General features: G+C 69.1%; 12 protein-coding genes and 1 tRNA gene. 4 read left to right on the top strand and 9 right to left on the bottom strand.

What is annotated here, in order from left to right:
* Positions 1–4 precede the first annotated feature (4 nt).
* From ettA to OC490_RS13210, 5 genes are all read right to left on the bottom strand, one after another.
* A complete protein-coding gene (gene ettA, locus OC490_RS13230) occupies positions 5–1,669 on the bottom strand; it encodes an energy-dependent translational throttle protein EttA (RefSeq protein WP_262058093.1) in 1,665 nt (554 codons plus the stop codon).
* Between the two features lie 142 nt (positions 1,670–1,811).
* The gene (locus tag OC490_RS13225; RefSeq protein WP_410098614.1) at positions 1,812–3,230 is read right to left on the bottom strand and encodes a Cys-Gln thioester bond-forming surface protein; all 1,419 of its coding nucleotides are present in this window, start codon (positions 3,228–3,230) and stop codon (positions 1,812–1,814) included.
* Between the two features lie 288 nt (positions 3,231–3,518).
* Entirely contained in the window at positions 3,519–4,001 is a 483-nt protein-coding gene (locus OC490_RS13220; RefSeq protein WP_262058092.1) for a single-stranded DNA-binding protein, read from the bottom strand.
* A gap of 175 nt (positions 4,002–4,176) precedes the next feature.
* Entirely contained in the window at positions 4,177–6,171 is a 1,995-nt protein-coding gene (locus OC490_RS13215; protein ID WP_262058091.1) for a YfjP family GTPase, read from the bottom strand.
* A 3-nt stretch (positions 6,172–6,174) separates the two neighbouring features.
* Positions 6,175–7,782, bottom strand: coding sequence for a dynamin family protein (locus OC490_RS13210; protein WP_262058090.1), 1,608 nt, complete (start codon positions 7,780–7,782; stop codon positions 6,175–6,177).
* Between the two features lie 323 nt (positions 7,783–8,105).
* Here OC490_RS13210 and OC490_RS13205 point away from each other — a divergent pair.
* Positions 8,106–8,178 (top strand) — tRNA-Arg (locus OC490_RS13205).
* 156 nt (positions 8,179–8,334) lie between these two features.
* Here OC490_RS13205 and OC490_RS13200 read toward each other — a convergent pair.
* From OC490_RS13200 to OC490_RS13190, 3 genes are read right to left on the bottom strand one after another with little or no spacing between them, the layout of a single operon-like run.
* The gene (locus tag OC490_RS13200) at positions 8,335–8,823 is read right to left on the bottom strand and encodes a hypothetical protein (protein ID WP_262058089.1); all 489 of its coding nucleotides are present in this window, start codon (positions 8,821–8,823) and stop codon (positions 8,335–8,337) included.
* A 36-nt stretch (positions 8,824–8,859) separates the two neighbouring features.
* Positions 8,860–9,351, bottom strand: coding sequence for a hypothetical protein (locus OC490_RS13195; RefSeq protein ID WP_262058088.1), 492 nt, complete (start codon positions 9,349–9,351; stop codon positions 8,860–8,862).
* Positions 9,327–10,373 carry an RHS repeat-associated core domain-containing protein gene (locus tag OC490_RS13190; protein WP_262058087.1) on the bottom strand — a complete coding sequence of 349 codons (1,047 nt, stop codon included), beginning with the start codon at positions 10,371–10,373 and terminating at the stop codon, positions 9,327–9,329. The genes OC490_RS13195 and OC490_RS13190 overlap by 25 nt, the downstream gene beginning before the upstream one ends.
* A 724-nt stretch (positions 10,374–11,097) precedes the next feature.
* Between OC490_RS13190 and OC490_RS13185 the strand changes: the two genes are divergently transcribed.
* Entirely contained in the window at positions 11,098–12,810 is a 1,713-nt protein-coding gene (locus tag OC490_RS13185; RefSeq protein WP_262058086.1) for a hypothetical protein, read from the top strand.
* Positions 12,811–12,938: 128 nt separating this feature from the next.
* Here the strand turns inward: OC490_RS13185 and OC490_RS13180 are convergent, their stop codons facing one another.
* Complete coding sequence (locus OC490_RS13180) at positions 12,939–14,948, bottom strand: glycosyltransferase family 2 protein (RefSeq protein WP_262058085.1); 2,010 nt, start codon at positions 14,946–14,948, stop codon at positions 12,939–12,941.
* Positions 14,949–15,171: 223 nt separating this feature from the next.
* On the opposite strand from OC490_RS13180, the gene OC490_RS13175 reads away from it, so the two are divergent.
* Together OC490_RS13175 and rfbB are read left to right on the top strand one after the other, a co-directional pair.
* A complete protein-coding gene (locus tag OC490_RS13175; RefSeq protein ID WP_262058084.1) occupies positions 15,172–16,239 on the top strand; it encodes a glucose-1-phosphate thymidylyltransferase in 1,068 nt (355 codons plus the stop codon).
* A complete protein-coding gene (rfbB, locus tag OC490_RS13170; protein ID WP_262058083.1) occupies positions 16,236–17,246 on the top strand; it encodes a dTDP-glucose 4,6-dehydratase in 1,011 nt (336 codons plus the stop codon). Before OC490_RS13175 ends, rfbB begins: the two co-directional genes overlap by 4 nt.
* Positions 17,247–17,425 lie beyond the last annotated feature (179 nt).

Here is a 17,425-nt window from a genome sequence, read left to right as displayed (position 1 = left end):
AAGATCAGCCCCGGGTCAGCTTCTTGTAGGTGGCGCGGTGCGGACGCGCGGCGTCCGGGCCGAGCCGCTCGACCTTGTTCTTCTCGTAGGACTCGAAGTTGCCCTCGAACCAGAACCACTTGGAGTCACCCTCGTAGGCGAGGATGTGCGTGGCCACCCGGTCCAGGAACCACCGGTCGTGGGAGACGACCACGGCCGCACCGGGGAACTCAAGCAGCGCGTTCTCCAGCGAGCCCAGGGTCTCGACGTCGAGGTCGTTCGTCGGCTCGTCGAGGAGCAGGAGGTTGCCGCCCTGCTTGAGGGTGAGCGCGAGGTTGAGGCGGTTGCGCTCACCGCCGGAGAGCACGCCGGCCGGCTTCTGCTGGTCGGGGCCCTTGAAGCCGAACGCGGAGACGTAGGCGCGGGACGGCATCTCGACCTGGCCGACGTTGATGTAGTCCAGCTCGTCCGAGACGACGGCCCACAGCGACTTCTTGGGGTCGATGTTCTCGCGGCTCTGGTCGACGTAGGAGATCTTGACGGTCTCGCCGACCTTGATGGAACCGGAGTCCGGGGTCTCCAGGCCCTGGATCATCTTGAAGAGGGTCGTCTTGCCGGCGCCGTTCGGGCCGATGACGCCCACGATGCCGTTGCGCGGCAGCGTGAAGGAGAGGTCGTCGATGAGGACCTTGTCGCCGAAGGCCTTGGAGAGGTTGCTGACCTCGACGACGATGGAGCCCAGGCGCGGGCCCGGCGGGATCTGGATCTCCTCGAAGTCCAGCTTCCGCATCTTGTCCGCCTCGGCGGCCATCTCCTCGTAGCGCGACAGACGCGCCTTGGACTTGGCCTGACGCCCCTTGGCGTTGGAGCGGACCCAGTCCAGCTCCTCCTTCAGACGCTTGGCACGCTTGGCGTCCTTCTGGCCCTCGACCTTGAGGCGGGAGGCCTTCTTCTCCAGGTAGGTGGAGTAGTTGCCCTCGTAGGGGTGGGCGCGACCGCGGTCGAGTTCGAGGATCCACTCGGCGACGTTGTCGAGGAAGTACCGGTCGTGGGTGACGGCTACGACGGTGCCGGGGTACTTCGCGAGGTGCTGCTCCAGCCACTGGACGGACTCGGCGTCCAGGTGGTTGGTGGGCTCGTCGAGGAGCAGCAGGTCGGGGGCTTCGAGCAGCAGCTTGCAGAGCGCTACGCGGCGGCGCTCACCACCGGAGAGGTTGGTGACGGGCCAGTCGCCGGGCGGGCAGCCCAGGGCGTCCATGGCCTGCTCCAGCTGGGTGTCCAGGTCCCACGCGTTGGCGTGGTCCAGGTCCTCCTGGAGCTTGCCCATCTCGTCGAGCAGGGCGTCCGAGTAGTCGGTCGCCATCTCCTCGGCCACCTCGTTGAAGCGCTTGAGCTTGCCCATGATCTCGGCGGCGCCGTCCTGCACGTTCTCCAGGACCGTCTTCGACTCGTCGAGCGGGGGCTCCTGGAGGAGCATGCCGACGCTGTAACCCGGCGACAGGAAGGCGTCGCCGTTGGAGGGCTGCTCAAGGCCCGCCATGATCTTGAGAACGGTGGACTTACCGGCACCGTTAGGTCCGACCACACCGATCTTCGCGCCGGGCAGGAAGCTCAGCGTCACATCGTCAAGGATGACCTTGTCGCCGTGCGCCTTGCGCGTCTTGCGCATGGTGTAGATGTACTCAGCCAAGAGAAACCGTCCGGCAGCTTGAAATCTGGAGTGGGCAGATGTAGTCCATCTTGCCTGACCCCTGCCCCTCGGGGGAAACGCGTATGGGCGAGGGGGCTGTGAACTGGGGGTTGGCCACCGACGGCGGCGCCCGGTCCCCGGTTCAGCCCTGCTGTCCGGGCTTGCGGTCCCGCAGCAGGATCAGGGCCGTGGCGCCGATGCCGACCAGGCCGAGGGCGACGACCATGATCATCGGGGTGATGGCGGAGCCGCCCGTCTCGGCGAGGTTGGTGTCGACGGTGGTGCCGCCCACCGTGGCGGGGCTGGGCTCGCTGAGCGTCTGCGTCACGACGCCGCCCGCGTTGCTCTGCGTCCGGCAGTCGAGGACTCCGGCGAACCGCTTCTCGTAGCCGTTCGGTGCCGTGATCGTGAAGTCGTACGCCTGGTCCTCCTGGAACGGGATCGTCACCGTCTGGGACGTCCCGGCGTCGATGCCGTGCTCGACACCCATGAGATCGAAGGTGAACGTCTCGTCGCCCTCGTTGGCCGCCGTGATGTCCACGCCGCCCGCGACGCAGTTCTTCCGCGCCGACAGTGCCGGTATCGCCCCCGTCTTCGCCCAGTCCGCGTCGGCGGCGGCGGAGACCGTCGACTCGCTGGAACCGGCGAGGATCTGCGTCTGGCTCCTGTTCTCGGAGGTGAAGGCCCGGCCGACGGGGACGGTGGTGGAGGCCTGCACGGTCAGCTCGGCCGACCCTGCCGCCGCGTCCTCGGGGACGTCGAAGAACACCTGGCTTCCGTCCGACGCGGAGGTGACGGCCTTGCCGTCCTTGTCGACGATCCGCACCTTGGTCGTGGCGGCGTCCGCGGGCGGTGTCACCGTCACCCCGCTCGCGTTGGTGTGCACCGTCACCGGGCCGAGCCGCTCGCCGGGGTGCCCGGACACGGCCGGCGGGTCGAGGGTCAGCGAGGCCTGCGGCTCCGCCGTGTCACGCGCGCTCCTCTGCAGATAGTCCGCGAGCTTCTCGGCCTGCGGGTCGACCGCGTCGACGTCGGCGCCGTCCGAGTAGCGCCAGATGGCCACCTGGGTGCCGGCCGCCGCGTCGCTCTCGGTCAGGCCCTTGGTGCCGGCCTTCGCGGAGAGCGCCGCGAGGTCGTTCACCTGCGGGTAGGAGTGCTGCAGGATCCAACGGATCCTGCCCGCGTTCTTGTTGGTGCCCAGCGACGTGCCGCTCCACGCGGTCTCGTGGTACTTGGCGTCGCGCTGGGTGGGGTTCTGGAGATCGACGCAGTACGTCTGCAGGGTGCCGCCGCCGTCCACGGACATCTCGAACAGGCCCGCGGAGACCTGCACATCGCTGCCGCCTGCGTCGTGGATCACGGCGTCGCCGTACGTCTTGAGCCCGCCTATCGTGGCCGTCGCCCCGCCCTGGGTCTGCGGTGTCTCGTCGGCGAAGGCCGGGCCCGCGCCGGCCAGCACACCGGCGGCGACGAGTCCGCACGCCCAGGTCGCGGCGACGAAGCGCACGGCGCCCCGGCCACGTGGTGACAGCACGGAGAAGACAGACAACGCAGAAGACACGGAATTCCCCTTCGAGCAGGACCCATGGGCGTGGGGGGCGTGGCGTGGTCCCACCAGCAGAATCTGTAGCGCCGAGAGCTGTGCCCGAGCTATGTCCGGCATCCTAGGGACGCGGGCGCACCACGTTCTCCAGTCGGGTGATCGGATAACCGTTCCGAATCGGAATCGTTATCCCCAAGATCACCCGCGAGCGGGGCTTATCGACAAATCCACCGAGCCATACGGAACGCATTCATCGATAAGCCACGGATAAGCCGTAGTTCGATCAGCTCGGGGCATTCACTGACATCACGTCACCGCGACGGGCTCGGCCTGTCGCTGCCGGTCCGGTTGCTCGGAGACGTCGGCGGAATCCCCGGCCGGGGTCTCCCAGTCCGGCTCGGGCCGGGGCGGGGAGGCCGCCGTGTCCGGCCTGCTGGCCCGCCGGAAGGCCGAGGTGCCGCGCGCCAGGTCGTGGCCGATCGCCACGGCGTCGAGGTCCGCCGAGGACCGGTTCGGCTGGCCCTCGCGTGCCTCCGTGCGCACCTTCAACCGGCCCTGGACGACGACCGGGTCACCGACCGTCAGCGACGCCGCCACGTTCGTGGCCAGCTGTCGATTGGCCCACACTGTGAAGAAGTTGGTGTGGCCGTCCGTCCAGGTGCTCTTCTCGCGGTCCCAGTAGCGCGAGGTCACCGCAAGCCGGAACCGCGCCGACGGTCCCGCCGCCAACTCCCGGTACACCGGCGGTGTCGCCACGTTGCCCACCGCGCAGACCATGGTCTCGTTCATCGCGCATCCCTCCCTCACCCGGCCGCGCAGGCCGGGCGGAAACGCGTACGGGCCCGTCCCGTACGGCTGCAGTCAGACTGCCTCCGCCGAGCCGAGCCCGCTGAGCGCTGTGCACCACCGCCCACCTGTGGAAAACCTCATCACCCGGACGAGGGAACGACGTTCGGACCGAGGTTCACCCGGCTCCGATCCCCGCCCCCGTGACCCGCCCGTACTGCTCCCGCACCTCCCGGTACCGCAGCAGCTCGGCGGCCAGCGGATCGAGCACCCGCGCCCGTCCACAGCCCGCCGCGGCCTCCCGCAATCGCCGCTCGGCGTCGAGGCCGTAGCGCCGGGCTGGGCCGCGGGCCGCCATCCGGCAGCTCCACTCGACGAGCGGGCCGCCGATGATGCCGGCCACCATCAACAGCACAGGCACTCCCAGGTTCGGCGCCATGAACCCGATGATCTGGCCCAACAGCCAGAGCCCGCCGACGACTTGGAGGATCGTCATGGACGCCTGCGCCAGCACGGCCGCCGGCCACCACCCCGGCCGCGGCGGGCGCCCGACGGGCAGCCCGGCCCGCGCCGCCAGCTCGTCCAGCGCCTCGGGCAGCCCCTGCGCCCCGCGTACGGCCGCCTCCCGCACCGCCTGCGCCCACGGCGCGGGCAGCCCGCCGGAGGCCCGGTCGGCGACCGTACGGACCGCCTGTTCGACGCGCTGGCGTGCCGTGGCCTCCTCGTCCGCCTGGGCGCGGACGGGCAGTCGGCCGGTGGTGGGTTCGCGCCGGTCGTTGTACCAGCGCCACAGCCGCAGCCAGGGCGTGCCACAGGCCCGGTTGGCGTTGCGCAGCCAGGCGCGTTCGGCCGCCTCGCCCGCCGCGGTGGCTCCCACCGAGTCCGCGAGCCGCGCGGCGAACTCGTCCCGCGCCTCCTCGCTGAGCCCGGTGCGCCGCCCCGTGGCGTAGACGGGCCGCAGCCGCCACGCCGCCGCGTCGACATCGGCTGAAATTCGCCGTGCCGCCGCTCCACGATCCGCCACGAACTGGCCCAAAACCTCGCGCAGTTCGGGGATGCCGTCGCCGGTGAGCGCGGACAGGGACAGCACGGTCGCGCCGGGTTCGCCGTACTCCCCCAGGGCGATCCCGTCCTCGTCGAGCAGTCTCCGAAGATCGTCGAGAACCTGGTCGGCGGCCTCCCCGGGAAGCCTGTCGATCTGGTTGAGGACGACGAACATGACCTCCGCGTGGCCCGCCATCGGCCGCAGATAGCGCTCATGGAGGATCGCGTCGGCGTACTTCTCCGGGTCGACGACCCAGATGACCGCGTCGACGAGCGCCAGCACCCGGTCGACCTGCTCGCGGTGCGCGACGGCCGCAGAGTCGTGGTCGGGCAGGTCCACCAGGACGAGCCCGCGCAACTGGGCCTCCATCTCGGCGCTCTGCAGGGGGCGCCTGCGCAGTCGTCCCGGGATGCCGATCCGGTCGATGAGGGTGGCCGCGCCGTCGCTCCAGCTGCACGCGATGGGCGCGGCGGTGGTGGGCCGTCGTACTCCCGTCTCCGAGATGGCCACTCCGGCGAGCGCGTTGAAGAGCTGCGACTTGCCGCTGCCGGTGGCGCCCGCGATGGCGACGACGGTGTGCTGCCCGGAGAGCCTGCGCCGCGCGGCGGCCTCGTCGAGGACCCGCCCCGCCTCCGCGAGGGTCCCGCTGTCGAGCCGGGTCCTGGAGAGCCCCACCAGTTCGCGCAACGCGTCGAGACGGGACCGTAGCGGCCCGTCGTACGCCAAGGGGGCCGGGACGTGGGCGGTGTGGTGCGCGGTGTGCGCCGCCTGCGTCCGGGAGGCCCTGATCTCCACGGCGGCGGCCTGCTGCGCGGCGGTGGTCTCGTTGACCCGCCGCGCGATGAGCCCGTCGTCCCAGGAGCCGGTCGCTTCCTCGGGGTCCGTGGGGTCTTTGGGGTCCGTTGGGTTTACGGCCGCCTTGGATTCCGTACGGCCGGAGGTGGCGGCCCGCACGCGCGCGTGGTCGTCGGCGTCCTCCGGGGCGACGACTTCCTGGGCGTCCTCTACGGGGAGGTCGTTTCCGGAGGTTGCTTCCGAACCGCCCTCCACGGGAGTGGGATCGGCGGGCCGGGCGCGATCGGCGTGGTCCATCTCGTCCGTGTGGTCCTGGTCAGTGACGGCAGTCACCGGTCACCTCTCCTTCTGCAGTACGGACAGCGCGGCGATGAGTTCGGCCTGGGGTTCGGGGTGCACGTCGAGGGCGTCGAGCGGGGCGAGCCTGCGTTCGCGCTCGGTGTGCACGACCCGGTCCAGGTGGTCGTTGAGCAGCCGTCCGGCCCGGTCGCGCAGCCGCAGCGCCCCGTGGGCACCGATCCGCTCGGCGAGCCCCTCACCCGCGGACCGCGCCCTACGGCCGCCCAGCAGCGCGGTGGCAACGAGGGCGGCGACCACCTCGGGGTCGGGCGCGATGCTCCGGTCGAGGTCGGCCACCTCCTCCTCGGCGTACTCCTCCAGCTCGCGCCGCCACCGCCGTACGGCCATCCCGATGCGGTGCTCGGCGCTCTCCAGCGAGGGATCGCGGTCGGTGAGCTCCGGGGCATCCGCGGCCGGTTCGCGGCGCCAGGCGTCGTCGACGCGTTCGTCGGCGGCCGTGACGGCGCACAGGAGCAGTGCGGCGAGGCTTTCGGCGAGGGCGTCGAGCAGTTCGCCCGCGGAGCAGTCGAGCGGGAAGGCGCGCCAGCGCTTCAACGCGTCCCCGGCGAGCACGGCCCCGCCCTGCAACCGCCCCCGCACACGCGCGTGCTCGCTGTCGTAGGCCCCGTCGACGGCGGCCGTGAGCCGCAGCGCGGCGGCGTACTGGGCGGCGGCGGCACCGGCCAGCTCGGGCATCCGCGACTTCAGCGAGTCGAGGACGCCGTAGGCCGTACGCGCCATGGACTGGTGCCGGGCCCCGGGGTCCTGGGCCTGCTGCACGAGCCAACTCCGCAGTGTCGCCACGGCGCTGGCCGGCAGCAGCCCGCCGCCCCAGGCGGACTCGGGGAGTTCGGGCACCGTGAAGCGGGGTACGTCGCCGAGCCCGGCCTTGGCCAGCAGGGCGCCGTACTGCCGGGACACCTCGGACACCACCTGGTGGGGCACCCGGTCGAGGACGGTCACCAGGGTCGCGTTGTGCTCCTTGGCGGAGCGCAGCAGATGCCAGGGCACGGCGTCGGCGTAGCGGGCGGCCGTGGTGACCATCACCCAGATGTCGGCCGCGCAGATCAGTTCGGCGGCCAGTACCCGGTTGTCGGCGACCAGGGAGTCGATGTCGGGCGCGTCCAGGAGGGCGATTCCGCGCGGGAGGGAGTCGGCGGTCTCGACCCGCAGCACACGCATACCGTCCTCACCGGGGAGGAGCAACTCGTCCCCCGGGTCCTGATGGGGCACCCACACGCGCGTGAGGTCGGGCAGCACGCGCATCCCGCTGAACCAGTGATGGTCCTCCGGATGGCAGACAAGCACCGGTGTGCGGGTCGTCGGCCGCAGCACCCCGGCCTCGCTGACCCGGCGCCCCACAAGGGAGTTGACGAGCGTCGACTTGCCCGCGCCGGTGGAACCGCCGACCACGGCCAGCAGGGGCGCTTCGGGCTCTTTGAGGCGGGGCACCAGATAGTCGTCGAGCTGGGCGAGCAGTTCGTCGCGGTTGGCACGCGCGCGTGGAGCCCCCGCAAGGGGCAGCGGGAAGCGTGCGGCGGCGACACGGTCGCGCAGGGCGGAGAGTGCGTCGAGCAGCTGAGGCCGTACGTCCAAGGTCACCACATGTGAAGAATGCCCAATTTTGGGGGAATTCTGAAGCATATGAGCATGTCTGCGCGCCGACAGAACACAACGGACGGAAGGGATGACTGGGGCATGGGCACAGTCCAGGCATAACGAGTGCACAACACCCGTGGCGCGGGGCACCAAAAGCGGTGCACGATTCGTACCTGCCTGCGATTATCAGGACCGCTTCACCGAACCTCCACATCGAGCCACGGAGGGGAAGCAACAGGGACAAGGACCCGGGAGCCCTATCCTTGTCCCCGGCAACGTCACGGACCGGCCCACACCCGGGCACACCACGACCGAGGCCACCACACCCGGCCCCCGTAGCTCAGTGGATAGAGCAGGCGCCTTCTAAGCGCTTGGCCGCAGGTTCGAGTCCTGCCGGGGGCGCTCAAGCCAATCCGCGGAGAGCAGGCCGTCCACGACGACGAAGGCGCTCCTGAGGCCAAGGCCTCGCCTGCGGGCCGTATGGCGCCGCGGCGGCGACCCGAAGACCGTCCTGGCCGCCGAGGAACTGGACGGCTGCGTGACCTCGTTGGTGACCACTCAGGCGTCGGAACCCTCCAGGGTGACCGCCCAAAGCGTTTCGTCCCAGCCTCCGGCCCCGTCGTCGCCGAAGCCGGCCTCCCCTCGCGCCTCAGTACCGGTGTCGTCGTAGAGAACCACTTCGAGGGGCGGGTTGAGGAGGAGCTTCTGGCGACGGATGTCGGCGAGGCTTCTGTCGTGGCGGAGGAGTACGCGGCCGATTTCGTCCCGGACGGTGAAGTCGGCCCAGATCCGGGGCGGGGAGGCGTCGGCGACGTACGGGGTGAGCGAACCGTTGTCGCCTTCCCGGTGAAGCCGCCCGCAGTTGCCGCACGCGTAGAGGGACGAGAACGACGCCTCCACGGCCCGCTGCCGTTCCTCGGTGTCGAGATCCGAGGGGTCGGGCCAGGCGATCTGGTCGAACAGGTCGTCGGGGACGAGGCGGAACTGTTCTCCAGGGTTGTGGGAACCGCTGAAGAGTCTGCCGCACACGCACTTGAAGCCACCCATGTTCCGCCTCCTTCCTCCGCATTCCTACCAGGTCACTCAGGCGATGGGTTCGATCGGTTCGAAGGGCAGGGGCTCCTCTTCGGGCTCGATCGGGGTGGACCCGCTGCTCCCGGTCGACCCACGCGGGTTGAGGGGAACGCCGTCCTCGACGATCGGCGCACCTCCGCCGACACCCACGACCGCGTCGATGTCTTCGAACACGCTGCTGGCCCCGGGCTTGATCACCTGGGTCTCGTCGTAGAAGTTGCCCTGGTCGAGGCTTACCGCCCGCACCGCGTCCATGTCGACCTGGTCCTTGGCCGCGCTGAGGATGGCGCTGGCATCCTCTTCGGACACCCCCTTGAAGCTCACTACGGACGCGTCCGCCTGCCGATCCTTGCCGGCCATCTGGCCCGCCTTGTCCTTCAGCCGCATGATGGCGCCGTTGATCGCGTTGCTCGCACGAGTGACGATGCCGACCCGGATCGCTTCGACGATCTTTCCGCCCGACCACTTCAGGCGAATCATGTCGGCCGTGCGTCTGCCCATTCCCGCAGGATTCCGACGTACTGGATGCCGTCCTGGTCACCGAAGTCCGAGTACTTGCCCTGGTCTTTCAGTCCGTTGTTGAGGTAGTCGAAGACCGGCTTCTCGTCGGCGTTCCCGTTGATCTCACGGTTGTTGAGCCGATACGTCGAACCGTCTTTCAGGGTGAGGGTGCGTGAGCCGCCGTCGCCCTTGTTCGGCTTGCCCAGGGTCGCGGCCGCCGCGGCCCCGGCGCCGGCGGCCGTGGCCGGCTTGGACTTCTTGCAGGGCAGTGACGGGTCGTACAGGCAAGTGCCCTGTGTACCGCCCGGGTCGAGCCCTGTGGGGTCGCTGAAGTTCGTCGGATTGTTGCGGGAGTAGGTATAGGCGTTCAGCCCCTGCGGTGCATACGGACTGCTCATCGGGTCCGCGCTCAGGAAACGCCCCAGGGTGGGGTCGTAGGCGCGGGCGCCGAGGATGTCCAGGCCCGTGGAGTCGTCTTCGGTCTTGCCGAGGAAGCCGCGGTCGGTGCTGCTGGGCAGCGACGTGGAGCGCTGGGCGCCGAAGGGGAGGTACCGACGGCGGCTGGCGGTGCCGGTAGCGGTGTCGACGGTGACCTGGCTGGAGTTCTGCAGGTCGGACATCACCCAGGTGAGGTTGCCGTTGCCGGTGCCGGCGACGCGCATGGCGGACGTGGAGGTGCCGTCGCTGTAGTAGCGGGTGGCGACGGGACCGGCGGTGCCTGCCTTGTGGATTTCCTGGGCGCCGAGATAGAGGACGGACTCGGCGGGGGCGACGCGCTCCAGGAGGTTGCCGTCGGGGTCGTAGACGTAGCTGGTGGTCTTGTCACCGCCGGTGGCGTGCACGGTGGTCTTGGTGAGCTGGCCGAGAGTGTTCCAGGCGTAGTCGAGGGATCCCGACAACTCCCCGGCGAATCCCGCCAGTACACCGGGGACGAACGCACAGCCAACGGCGACCTTGTCGTGACCCGACTCGACCTCACCGGTGCCGAAATCGGCCGTATGTATCTCAAAGGCTTCGGTCATGGCGTTCAGACAGCCGCCGAGCCGTCCGGCAACAGTGCCTATCTGTGGACCGAGACGGACGCCGTCGCATCCACCGATTAGAGTGGCAACACCAATGGCTGGGGCAGCAAGCCGGCCCGCTTCAAGTTCGCCAACGGCACGGTCCTCAACACCGGTTCGTCCCAGCTGACCAAGTTCAGCCCGGTCTCGGGAGCGGACCGCACCACGGTCGCCATCGACCCGGTCAACAGCCGCCTGGCCGTACGCTACCGAGTCAGCGGCGTCTTCAAATTCAGCCTCTACGACCTGGCCACTTTCAAATCCGGCACGTTCACTCCGCTGGCCACGGTCACCCAGCCGACCGGTAGCGCCTATTCTGATTTCCAGGGTTTCGCAAGCCTCGGCCAGTACCTGTACATGATCGACGGAAACGCCTACGCGTATGCCGACAGCACAACGACGACGCCCACCAACCCTGATGGAAACACTTACATCACCAGAATCGACTGGAATACAGGGTCCGTCAGCGATCGCCAGCTCACGAAGGCCGCCCAGAGCCTCTATTTCCGCGAACCCGAGGGCCTCGCGCCATTCAGATCCCGGACACCAGCAACACGGCCGCCTGCCGACTGGTCATGGGGTTCGCCTCGGAGAATTCAGCAACCGCCACGGATAAGATGGCGAGCTTCTACTACAAGAGCAGTCTCATCTGACCACGATCTGCCCTGCTTGAGGTGTGCCCCACATGAGCAAGACGGTCGGCGGTATCGCCACCCATGCCCCACTTATCCACCCGAGTCCGTCTCCGTCGGCAAGCCCTGCTCCGCTGCACCGCGCGATCACACTGCTCGCCGTCATCAGCCTGTTCATCGGCACACGCGGCGAATGGTCGACGGCGATCGCTTCCCGACCCAAGGTCGGCGGAGTGATCATGCTCGGGTACGCCGGCATCCTGATCCTGGGCGTCCTGGCCCTCGCGGTGCGCAACCGTCGCGCTCTCGTACTGGTCGACGCGGGGGTACTGCTCCTCGGCATCGTGCTGGCGCTGTGCTCGTACGCCCTCGGCGGCGGGATGAACGACGAGACGGTGCTGATGACCCAGGCCACGCACGAGCTGGTGCACGGCCACGCGGTGTACGGGCACGAGTGGCCGTGGGTGTTCCAGCAACACCACGTCGGGGTGACGAAGACGATGTCGGGCGGCGCGGACTACTCCTTCGCGTATCCGCCGTTGGCACTGCTGCTGAACGCTCCCGTGTACGCGTTGATCGGTGCCAAGGCGGCCACGCTCGTCCCGACCCTCCTGCTGATCGTCGGCGCCGCGGTGCTGTGGTGGCTGCTGCCGACACCGTGGCGGTCGGCCGCGACAGCGGTCTGCCTGGGCTTCCCCATGCTCAAGGGATACGCGGCCATGGGCTACCCGGCGATCCCGGCACTCGTGCTGCTCATCCCGGTGGTGATCCGCTGGCCCTCGATCGGCGCCGGGGGGCGGCTTCGCCGCTCGGACATCGTGCGCGCGGGGCTCCTCGGGGCCGCGTGTGCGACACATCAACTGCCTTGGTTCCTGACGCCGTTCCTGCTCATCGGTGTCTACGCGGTACGGCGCGGTGAGCTCTCGGCGCGGGCGGCTCTCGGTGTGGTCGCACGGTTCACCGCGATCTCCGCGGTCGTGGCCCTGGCCGCCAACGCCTACTTCATCGCGCAGAGCCCCCGGGCCTGGATAGCCGGCCTGGCCCTGCCGTTCACCCAGCACGGGATCCCGCACGGCCAGGGCATCATGGGCCTGTCGTACTACTTCTCCGACGGCAGCAGCCGGCTGGACTTCTACTCGTACGGCAGCATGCTGCTGGCCGCCGGACTGCTCGTGCTGTTCGCCCTCTTCGTACGGCGGTTGGGCCCCGCCGCCGCCGTACTGCCATGGTGCGCGTTCTACCTGGCCACGCGGTCGCAGGACGGCTATTACTTGATGATGACCCCGTTGTGGGTCGCTGCCGCGGCCACCGCCACCAGCTCCGACTTCGCTTCAGCGTGGCAGCCCCGGTTGCCTCTGGGGCGGCGGCGGGCGGTCAGCGTGGCCCTGGCCGCGGTGCTGCTGGTTCCCGCTGCCGTCTGTGTGACCGTCGCTGCCGCGAGCGGGCCGCCGATCCGGCTGGTGGTCAGCGACGTACGGGGCGACAGCGGCGGGATACACGGGCTCACCGTGCAGGCGACCAACACCGGTGGCACCGCGCTGGCTCCGCACTTCGCCTCCAGCACCGGCGAGAGCACATCCGCGTACTGGACCGTGCGCAGCGGCCCGGCCGTGCTGGGTCCGCACCGGTCGGCGCGCTACGAACTCGTGCCGAGCACGGGACGCTATTCCCTGCCGAACCGGGCCCACTTGCGGGTACGGCTGAGGGTCTTCACGGACAGGCCGCAGACGCTGAGCAGCACGGACATCCACGTACCGAAGCGGTAGCGGTCGTTCCGTCAGAGCAATCGTCGCCATGCCGGTCGGCCGCATCCCGTACGACGGCCGATGACCTTCACGGAGACGCCGGCCGCCCGAACACCTGCCACGGCCCCGGCCCCAGGAACGAGGTTCGGCTACTTCTTCAGAGCCCGACGGACCTTGCCCGCGGCGCGGCGCAAGATCGTCGACGCCGCGGGGCGGGTGCCAGGCCTGCGCCGTCCGGGATCCTTCGCCGCCAGATCGGCCGCAGCAGCAGCGAGACGTTTGACGACGACACCTCCACTCGCGGAGACATCGAAGGCCAGCGGGAGGGCCACCGGCTTGCCGACCCCGGCCGAGGGCGGAGTCAGCTCCAGCCGCCACTGGCCGTCCGCCAACTCGCCGAGCGGGAGGTCAGCACCCAGGTCGGCGTCTCCGGTCACCCGGGCGGTCAGCGTGGCGGGGAGGTCGACCGCACGACCGCTCGCGACGTCCGTCAGCTTCAGGGCTGCCTCGCTCTCGCCCTGGATGTGGAACGGCAGGACGACAACGAGGCGGCCGGGGTCCGTCGTCACGGTGACGTCGGCAGAGGCGAGACCGGCGAACTCGTACGCGAGCCGGTCGGTCCTCTGGTCGACGTCGAGTGAGAGGTTGCCCTGCGGGTCGGTCCAGTACGGCAGGACCAGCTGGGCCGGGGAGCCGACGACGGCGCCGCCGCGCCCGCGCCCCGCCTCCTCACTGCGGACGGAACCGAGGCGGGTCTCCTTGGCCCACCCGCACGAGTTGATGCGGATAAGGACGTCCCAGATACCGGCGTCCAGTCCGGCACCGTTCGCCGCCGACAACGGGTTCACCCGCGCGACGGCACGCAGCACCTGCCTGAAATATCCCTCCTGCCCCTCCACGGCGACCTTCTCGCGGGTCAGATCGACAGGCTGGAAGAACTCCGCAGCCGTCGAACGCTCGCGCAGGACGAGGTCCACCTTCGACTTGGCCAGCGGAGCAGCGGTGTTCGCACCGAGCAGGGCGATGGCGTCCAGGCTGGCCTGTTGCAACGGCGGAACGAGCAGGTCCTTCGCACCGTCGGCACGGAAGGTGATGGGCTCGCCGCCCGACGTGTACTCGGCGGTGAAACCGATCGTCAGCCTGCCGTCCTCCCAGCCGAGCTCCTCGAGAACACCGGAGGGCTTGATCCCCGACTCCCACTGGGCGAACTCCTCGACATCCGCCGGCCGGTTGGCCGCGATCAGCCCCGCAACGATCTGCTGCGCGGGTTGCAGGCCGGCCGCGACACCAGGTCCGAAGCGCTCGACCACCACCTTGTGGATCTCGTCGAACAGTTCCTGTCGGTAGTCCTCCGGCAGCTTCAGCAGGCGCTGTCCGCGCATGCGCTCGACCATCTCGTTGCGCAGCCAGCGGCGGAAGAGCTTGTCACGCAGCGGGCCCGGCTCGGTGAGGCCCTCGACGACGTCGAGGGCCTCACGCAGGTTCTTGAAGTAGCCGACCGGGTCGAAGCGCTGGAAGCCCGCGTTGGCCGCGTCCTCACGCTTGATGTGGTAGTAGCACAGGTAGTCGCTGAGCACCGCGACGTTCTCGGCCCGCAGGTACGCCTCGGTGACGAAAACGTGGTCCTCAAGACGTCGACGCCCCTCCATGTAGCGGAGGTTGTGCCGGTCGAGGAACTCCTTGCGGAACATCTTGTGGGGGGTGAGGCTGTCGATCAGCGGGGCGTTGTCGACAGTGGCGCGCGGACGGTTCTTGCGGAACAACTCCCGGGGAACGCCACGGCCCTTGCCGACCATCTTGCCCACGATGACGTCGGCCTTGTTCTCCACGCCGTAGTTGTACATGCGTTCGAGAGCTTCGTCGCCCAGCCAGTCGTCGTTGTCCACGAACTGGATGAACTCACCCTTGGCAGCCGCGATGCCCGCGTTGCGGGGCTTGCCGGACCAGCCGGACGCCTCCTGATGGATGACGTGCATGTGCGCGTGCTCGGCGGCGAGCCGGTCCAGGCGCGCGGGAGTCTCGTCGGTGGAACCGTCGTTCACGAAGATCGCTTCGTACTCGTCGTCCGGCAGGCTCTGACGCAGAAGAGAGGCGATGCAGTCCTCGATGTACTTGCCCGGGTTGTAGACCGGGATCACCACGCTCACCTTGATGGGCATGTGTCTTCTTCCGCCTCAGCTGCTGGGAGTCATTCGTCAGGACCCGGCGCATGTCACCGCTCGGTAGACGTTCGATTAAGGCTAGCGGGTGGCCGACCCGCCCCAGTCACAGCAAGTGACGGACCAGGATACAAACGGATCACAAAGCCCATGGAACGGTTTCGCGAACTGTGGCCGACCGGCCGGAGTGTCGCTTGACAGGGCCCCGGTTAGGATGCCGCGCATGAAGGCTCTCGTTCTCTCCGGTGGCTCGGGCACACGCCTGCGCCCCATAACCCACACATCGGCCAAGCAGCTGGTGCCCGTCGCCAACAAACCCGTGCTCTTCTACGGTCTTGAGGCCATCGCCGACGCCGGGATCACGGATGTCGGGATCATCGTCGGCGACACCGCCGAAGAGATCCGGGAAGCCGTCGGCGACGGCTCGAAGCTCGGGATCGACGTCACGTACATCCCGCAGGACAAGCCGCTCGGCCTGGCACACGCGGTGCTCATCGCGAGCGACTTCCTCGGCGACGACGACTTCGTCATGTACCTCGGCGACAACTTCATCGTGGGCGGCATCACCGGCCTCGTCGACGAGTTCCGCACCGAGCACCCCGACGCGCAGATCCTGTTGACCAAGGTGCCCAACCCGACGTCGTTCGGTGTCGCCGAGCTCGACGAGAACGGCCGCGTCAAGGGGCTGGAGGAGAAGCCGAAGGAGCCCAAGAGCGATCTCGCCCTGGTGGGCGTGTACCTCTTCACTCCGGCGATCCACGAGGCCGTCCGCTCCATCGAGCCCTCCTGGCGCGGCGAGCTGGAGATCACCCACGCCATCCAGTGGCTGATCGACCAGCACAAGGACGTGCGCTCGACGACCATCTCCGGCTACTGGAAGGACACCGGGAACGTCGCCGACATGCTGGAGGTCAACCGCTCGGTCCTGGAGACGGTCGAGCCCCGCATCGAGGGCACCGTCGACGAGTCCAGCGAGATCATCGGCCGCGTGCGCATCGAAGCCGGCGCCGAGGTCCGCGGGTCGCGCATCGTCGGCCCGGCCGTCATCGGCCCCGGTTCGGTGATCAGCGACTCGTACATCGGCCCGTTCACCTCGGTCTCCGAGGGCTGCCGGATCGACGACAGCGAAGTCGAGTACTCCATCGTCCTGCGCGACTCCTCCATCACCGGCGTACGGCGGGTCGAGGTGTCCCTCATCGGCCGCAACGTCCAGGTCACTCCCGCGCCCCGCAACCCCGCAGCCCACCGTCTCGTCCTGGGCGACCACAGCAAGGTACAGATCTCTTCATGACCTCCCCTTCGGCTCCGGCCCCCTCCACCCGGATCCTGGTGACCGGCGGCGCCGGCTTCATCGGCTCGCACTACGTCCGTACACTGCTCGGCCCCGAGGGCCCCGGCGACGTCGCGATCACCGTCCTGGACAAGCTGACGTACGCGGGCAACCCGGCCAACCTCGACGAGGTGCGCGAGCACCCCGGCTTCGCCTTCGTGCAGGGCGACATCTGCGACCACGAGCTGGTCGGCAAGCTGTTGGCCGAGCACGACCAGGTGGTGCACTTCGCCGCCGAGTCGCACGTGGACCGCTCCATCGACGGCGGCGCGGAGTTCGTGCGCACCAACGTGGTCGGCACCCACACCCTCATCGACGCGGCCCACCGCGCGGGCATCAAGACCTTCGTGCACATCTCCACCGACGAGGTCTACGGCTCCATCGACGAAGGCTCCTGGCCCGAGACGCACCCGCTCCAGCCCAACTCGCCGTACTCCTCGGCGAAGGCCTCCAGCGACCTGATCGCGCTGTCGTACCACCGCACCCACGGCCTGGACGTCCGCGTCACCCGCTGCTCCAACAACTACGGGCACCACCACTTCCCCGAGAAGGTCATCCCGCTGTTCGTGACCAACCTCCTCGACGGCAGGAAGGTCCCGCTCTACGGCGACGGCGGCAACGTCCGCGACTGGCTGCACATCGACGACCACGTCCAGGGCATCGAACTCGTGCGCACCAAGGGCCGGGCCGGCGAGGTCTACAACATCGGCGGCGGCACGGAGCTCAGCAACAGGGAGTTGACCGAACTGCTGCTGAAGGCGTGTGGCGCCGACTGGGAGACCAGCGTCGAGTACGTCACCGACCGCAAGGGCCACGACCGCCGGTACTCGGTGGACTGCACGAAGATCCGTGAGGAGCTCGGCTACGAGCCCCGCAAGACCTTCGAGCAAGGCCTCGCGGAGACAGTGCAGTGGTACCGCGACAACCGCGCATGGTGGGAACCGCTGAAGGAGCGGGCCGCCCTGTGACCGACAACCGCACCTGACTGCTCGCCGGCCTCACCCGTCGGCGATGTGACCGACGGGCTGGCAGGTCCGGCGCCGGTGACGCCGTTCCTCGGCGCGGGAGACCGAGGACGGCAACGCATGCTGCCTGTGACCGTTCGCGCCAGTTGGCGGGTGCTGTTCGCGGTAGTTGGCGAGTCGGC

The sequence above is a fragment of the Streptomyces sp. STR69 genome, from assembly GCF_024519455.1.
Taxonomy (GTDB): domain Bacteria; phylum Actinomycetota; class Actinomycetes; order Streptomycetales; family Streptomycetaceae; genus Streptomyces.
Note: the sequence above shows the minus strand (reverse complement) of the source record. Positions and strands in the feature narration are given on the sequence as shown.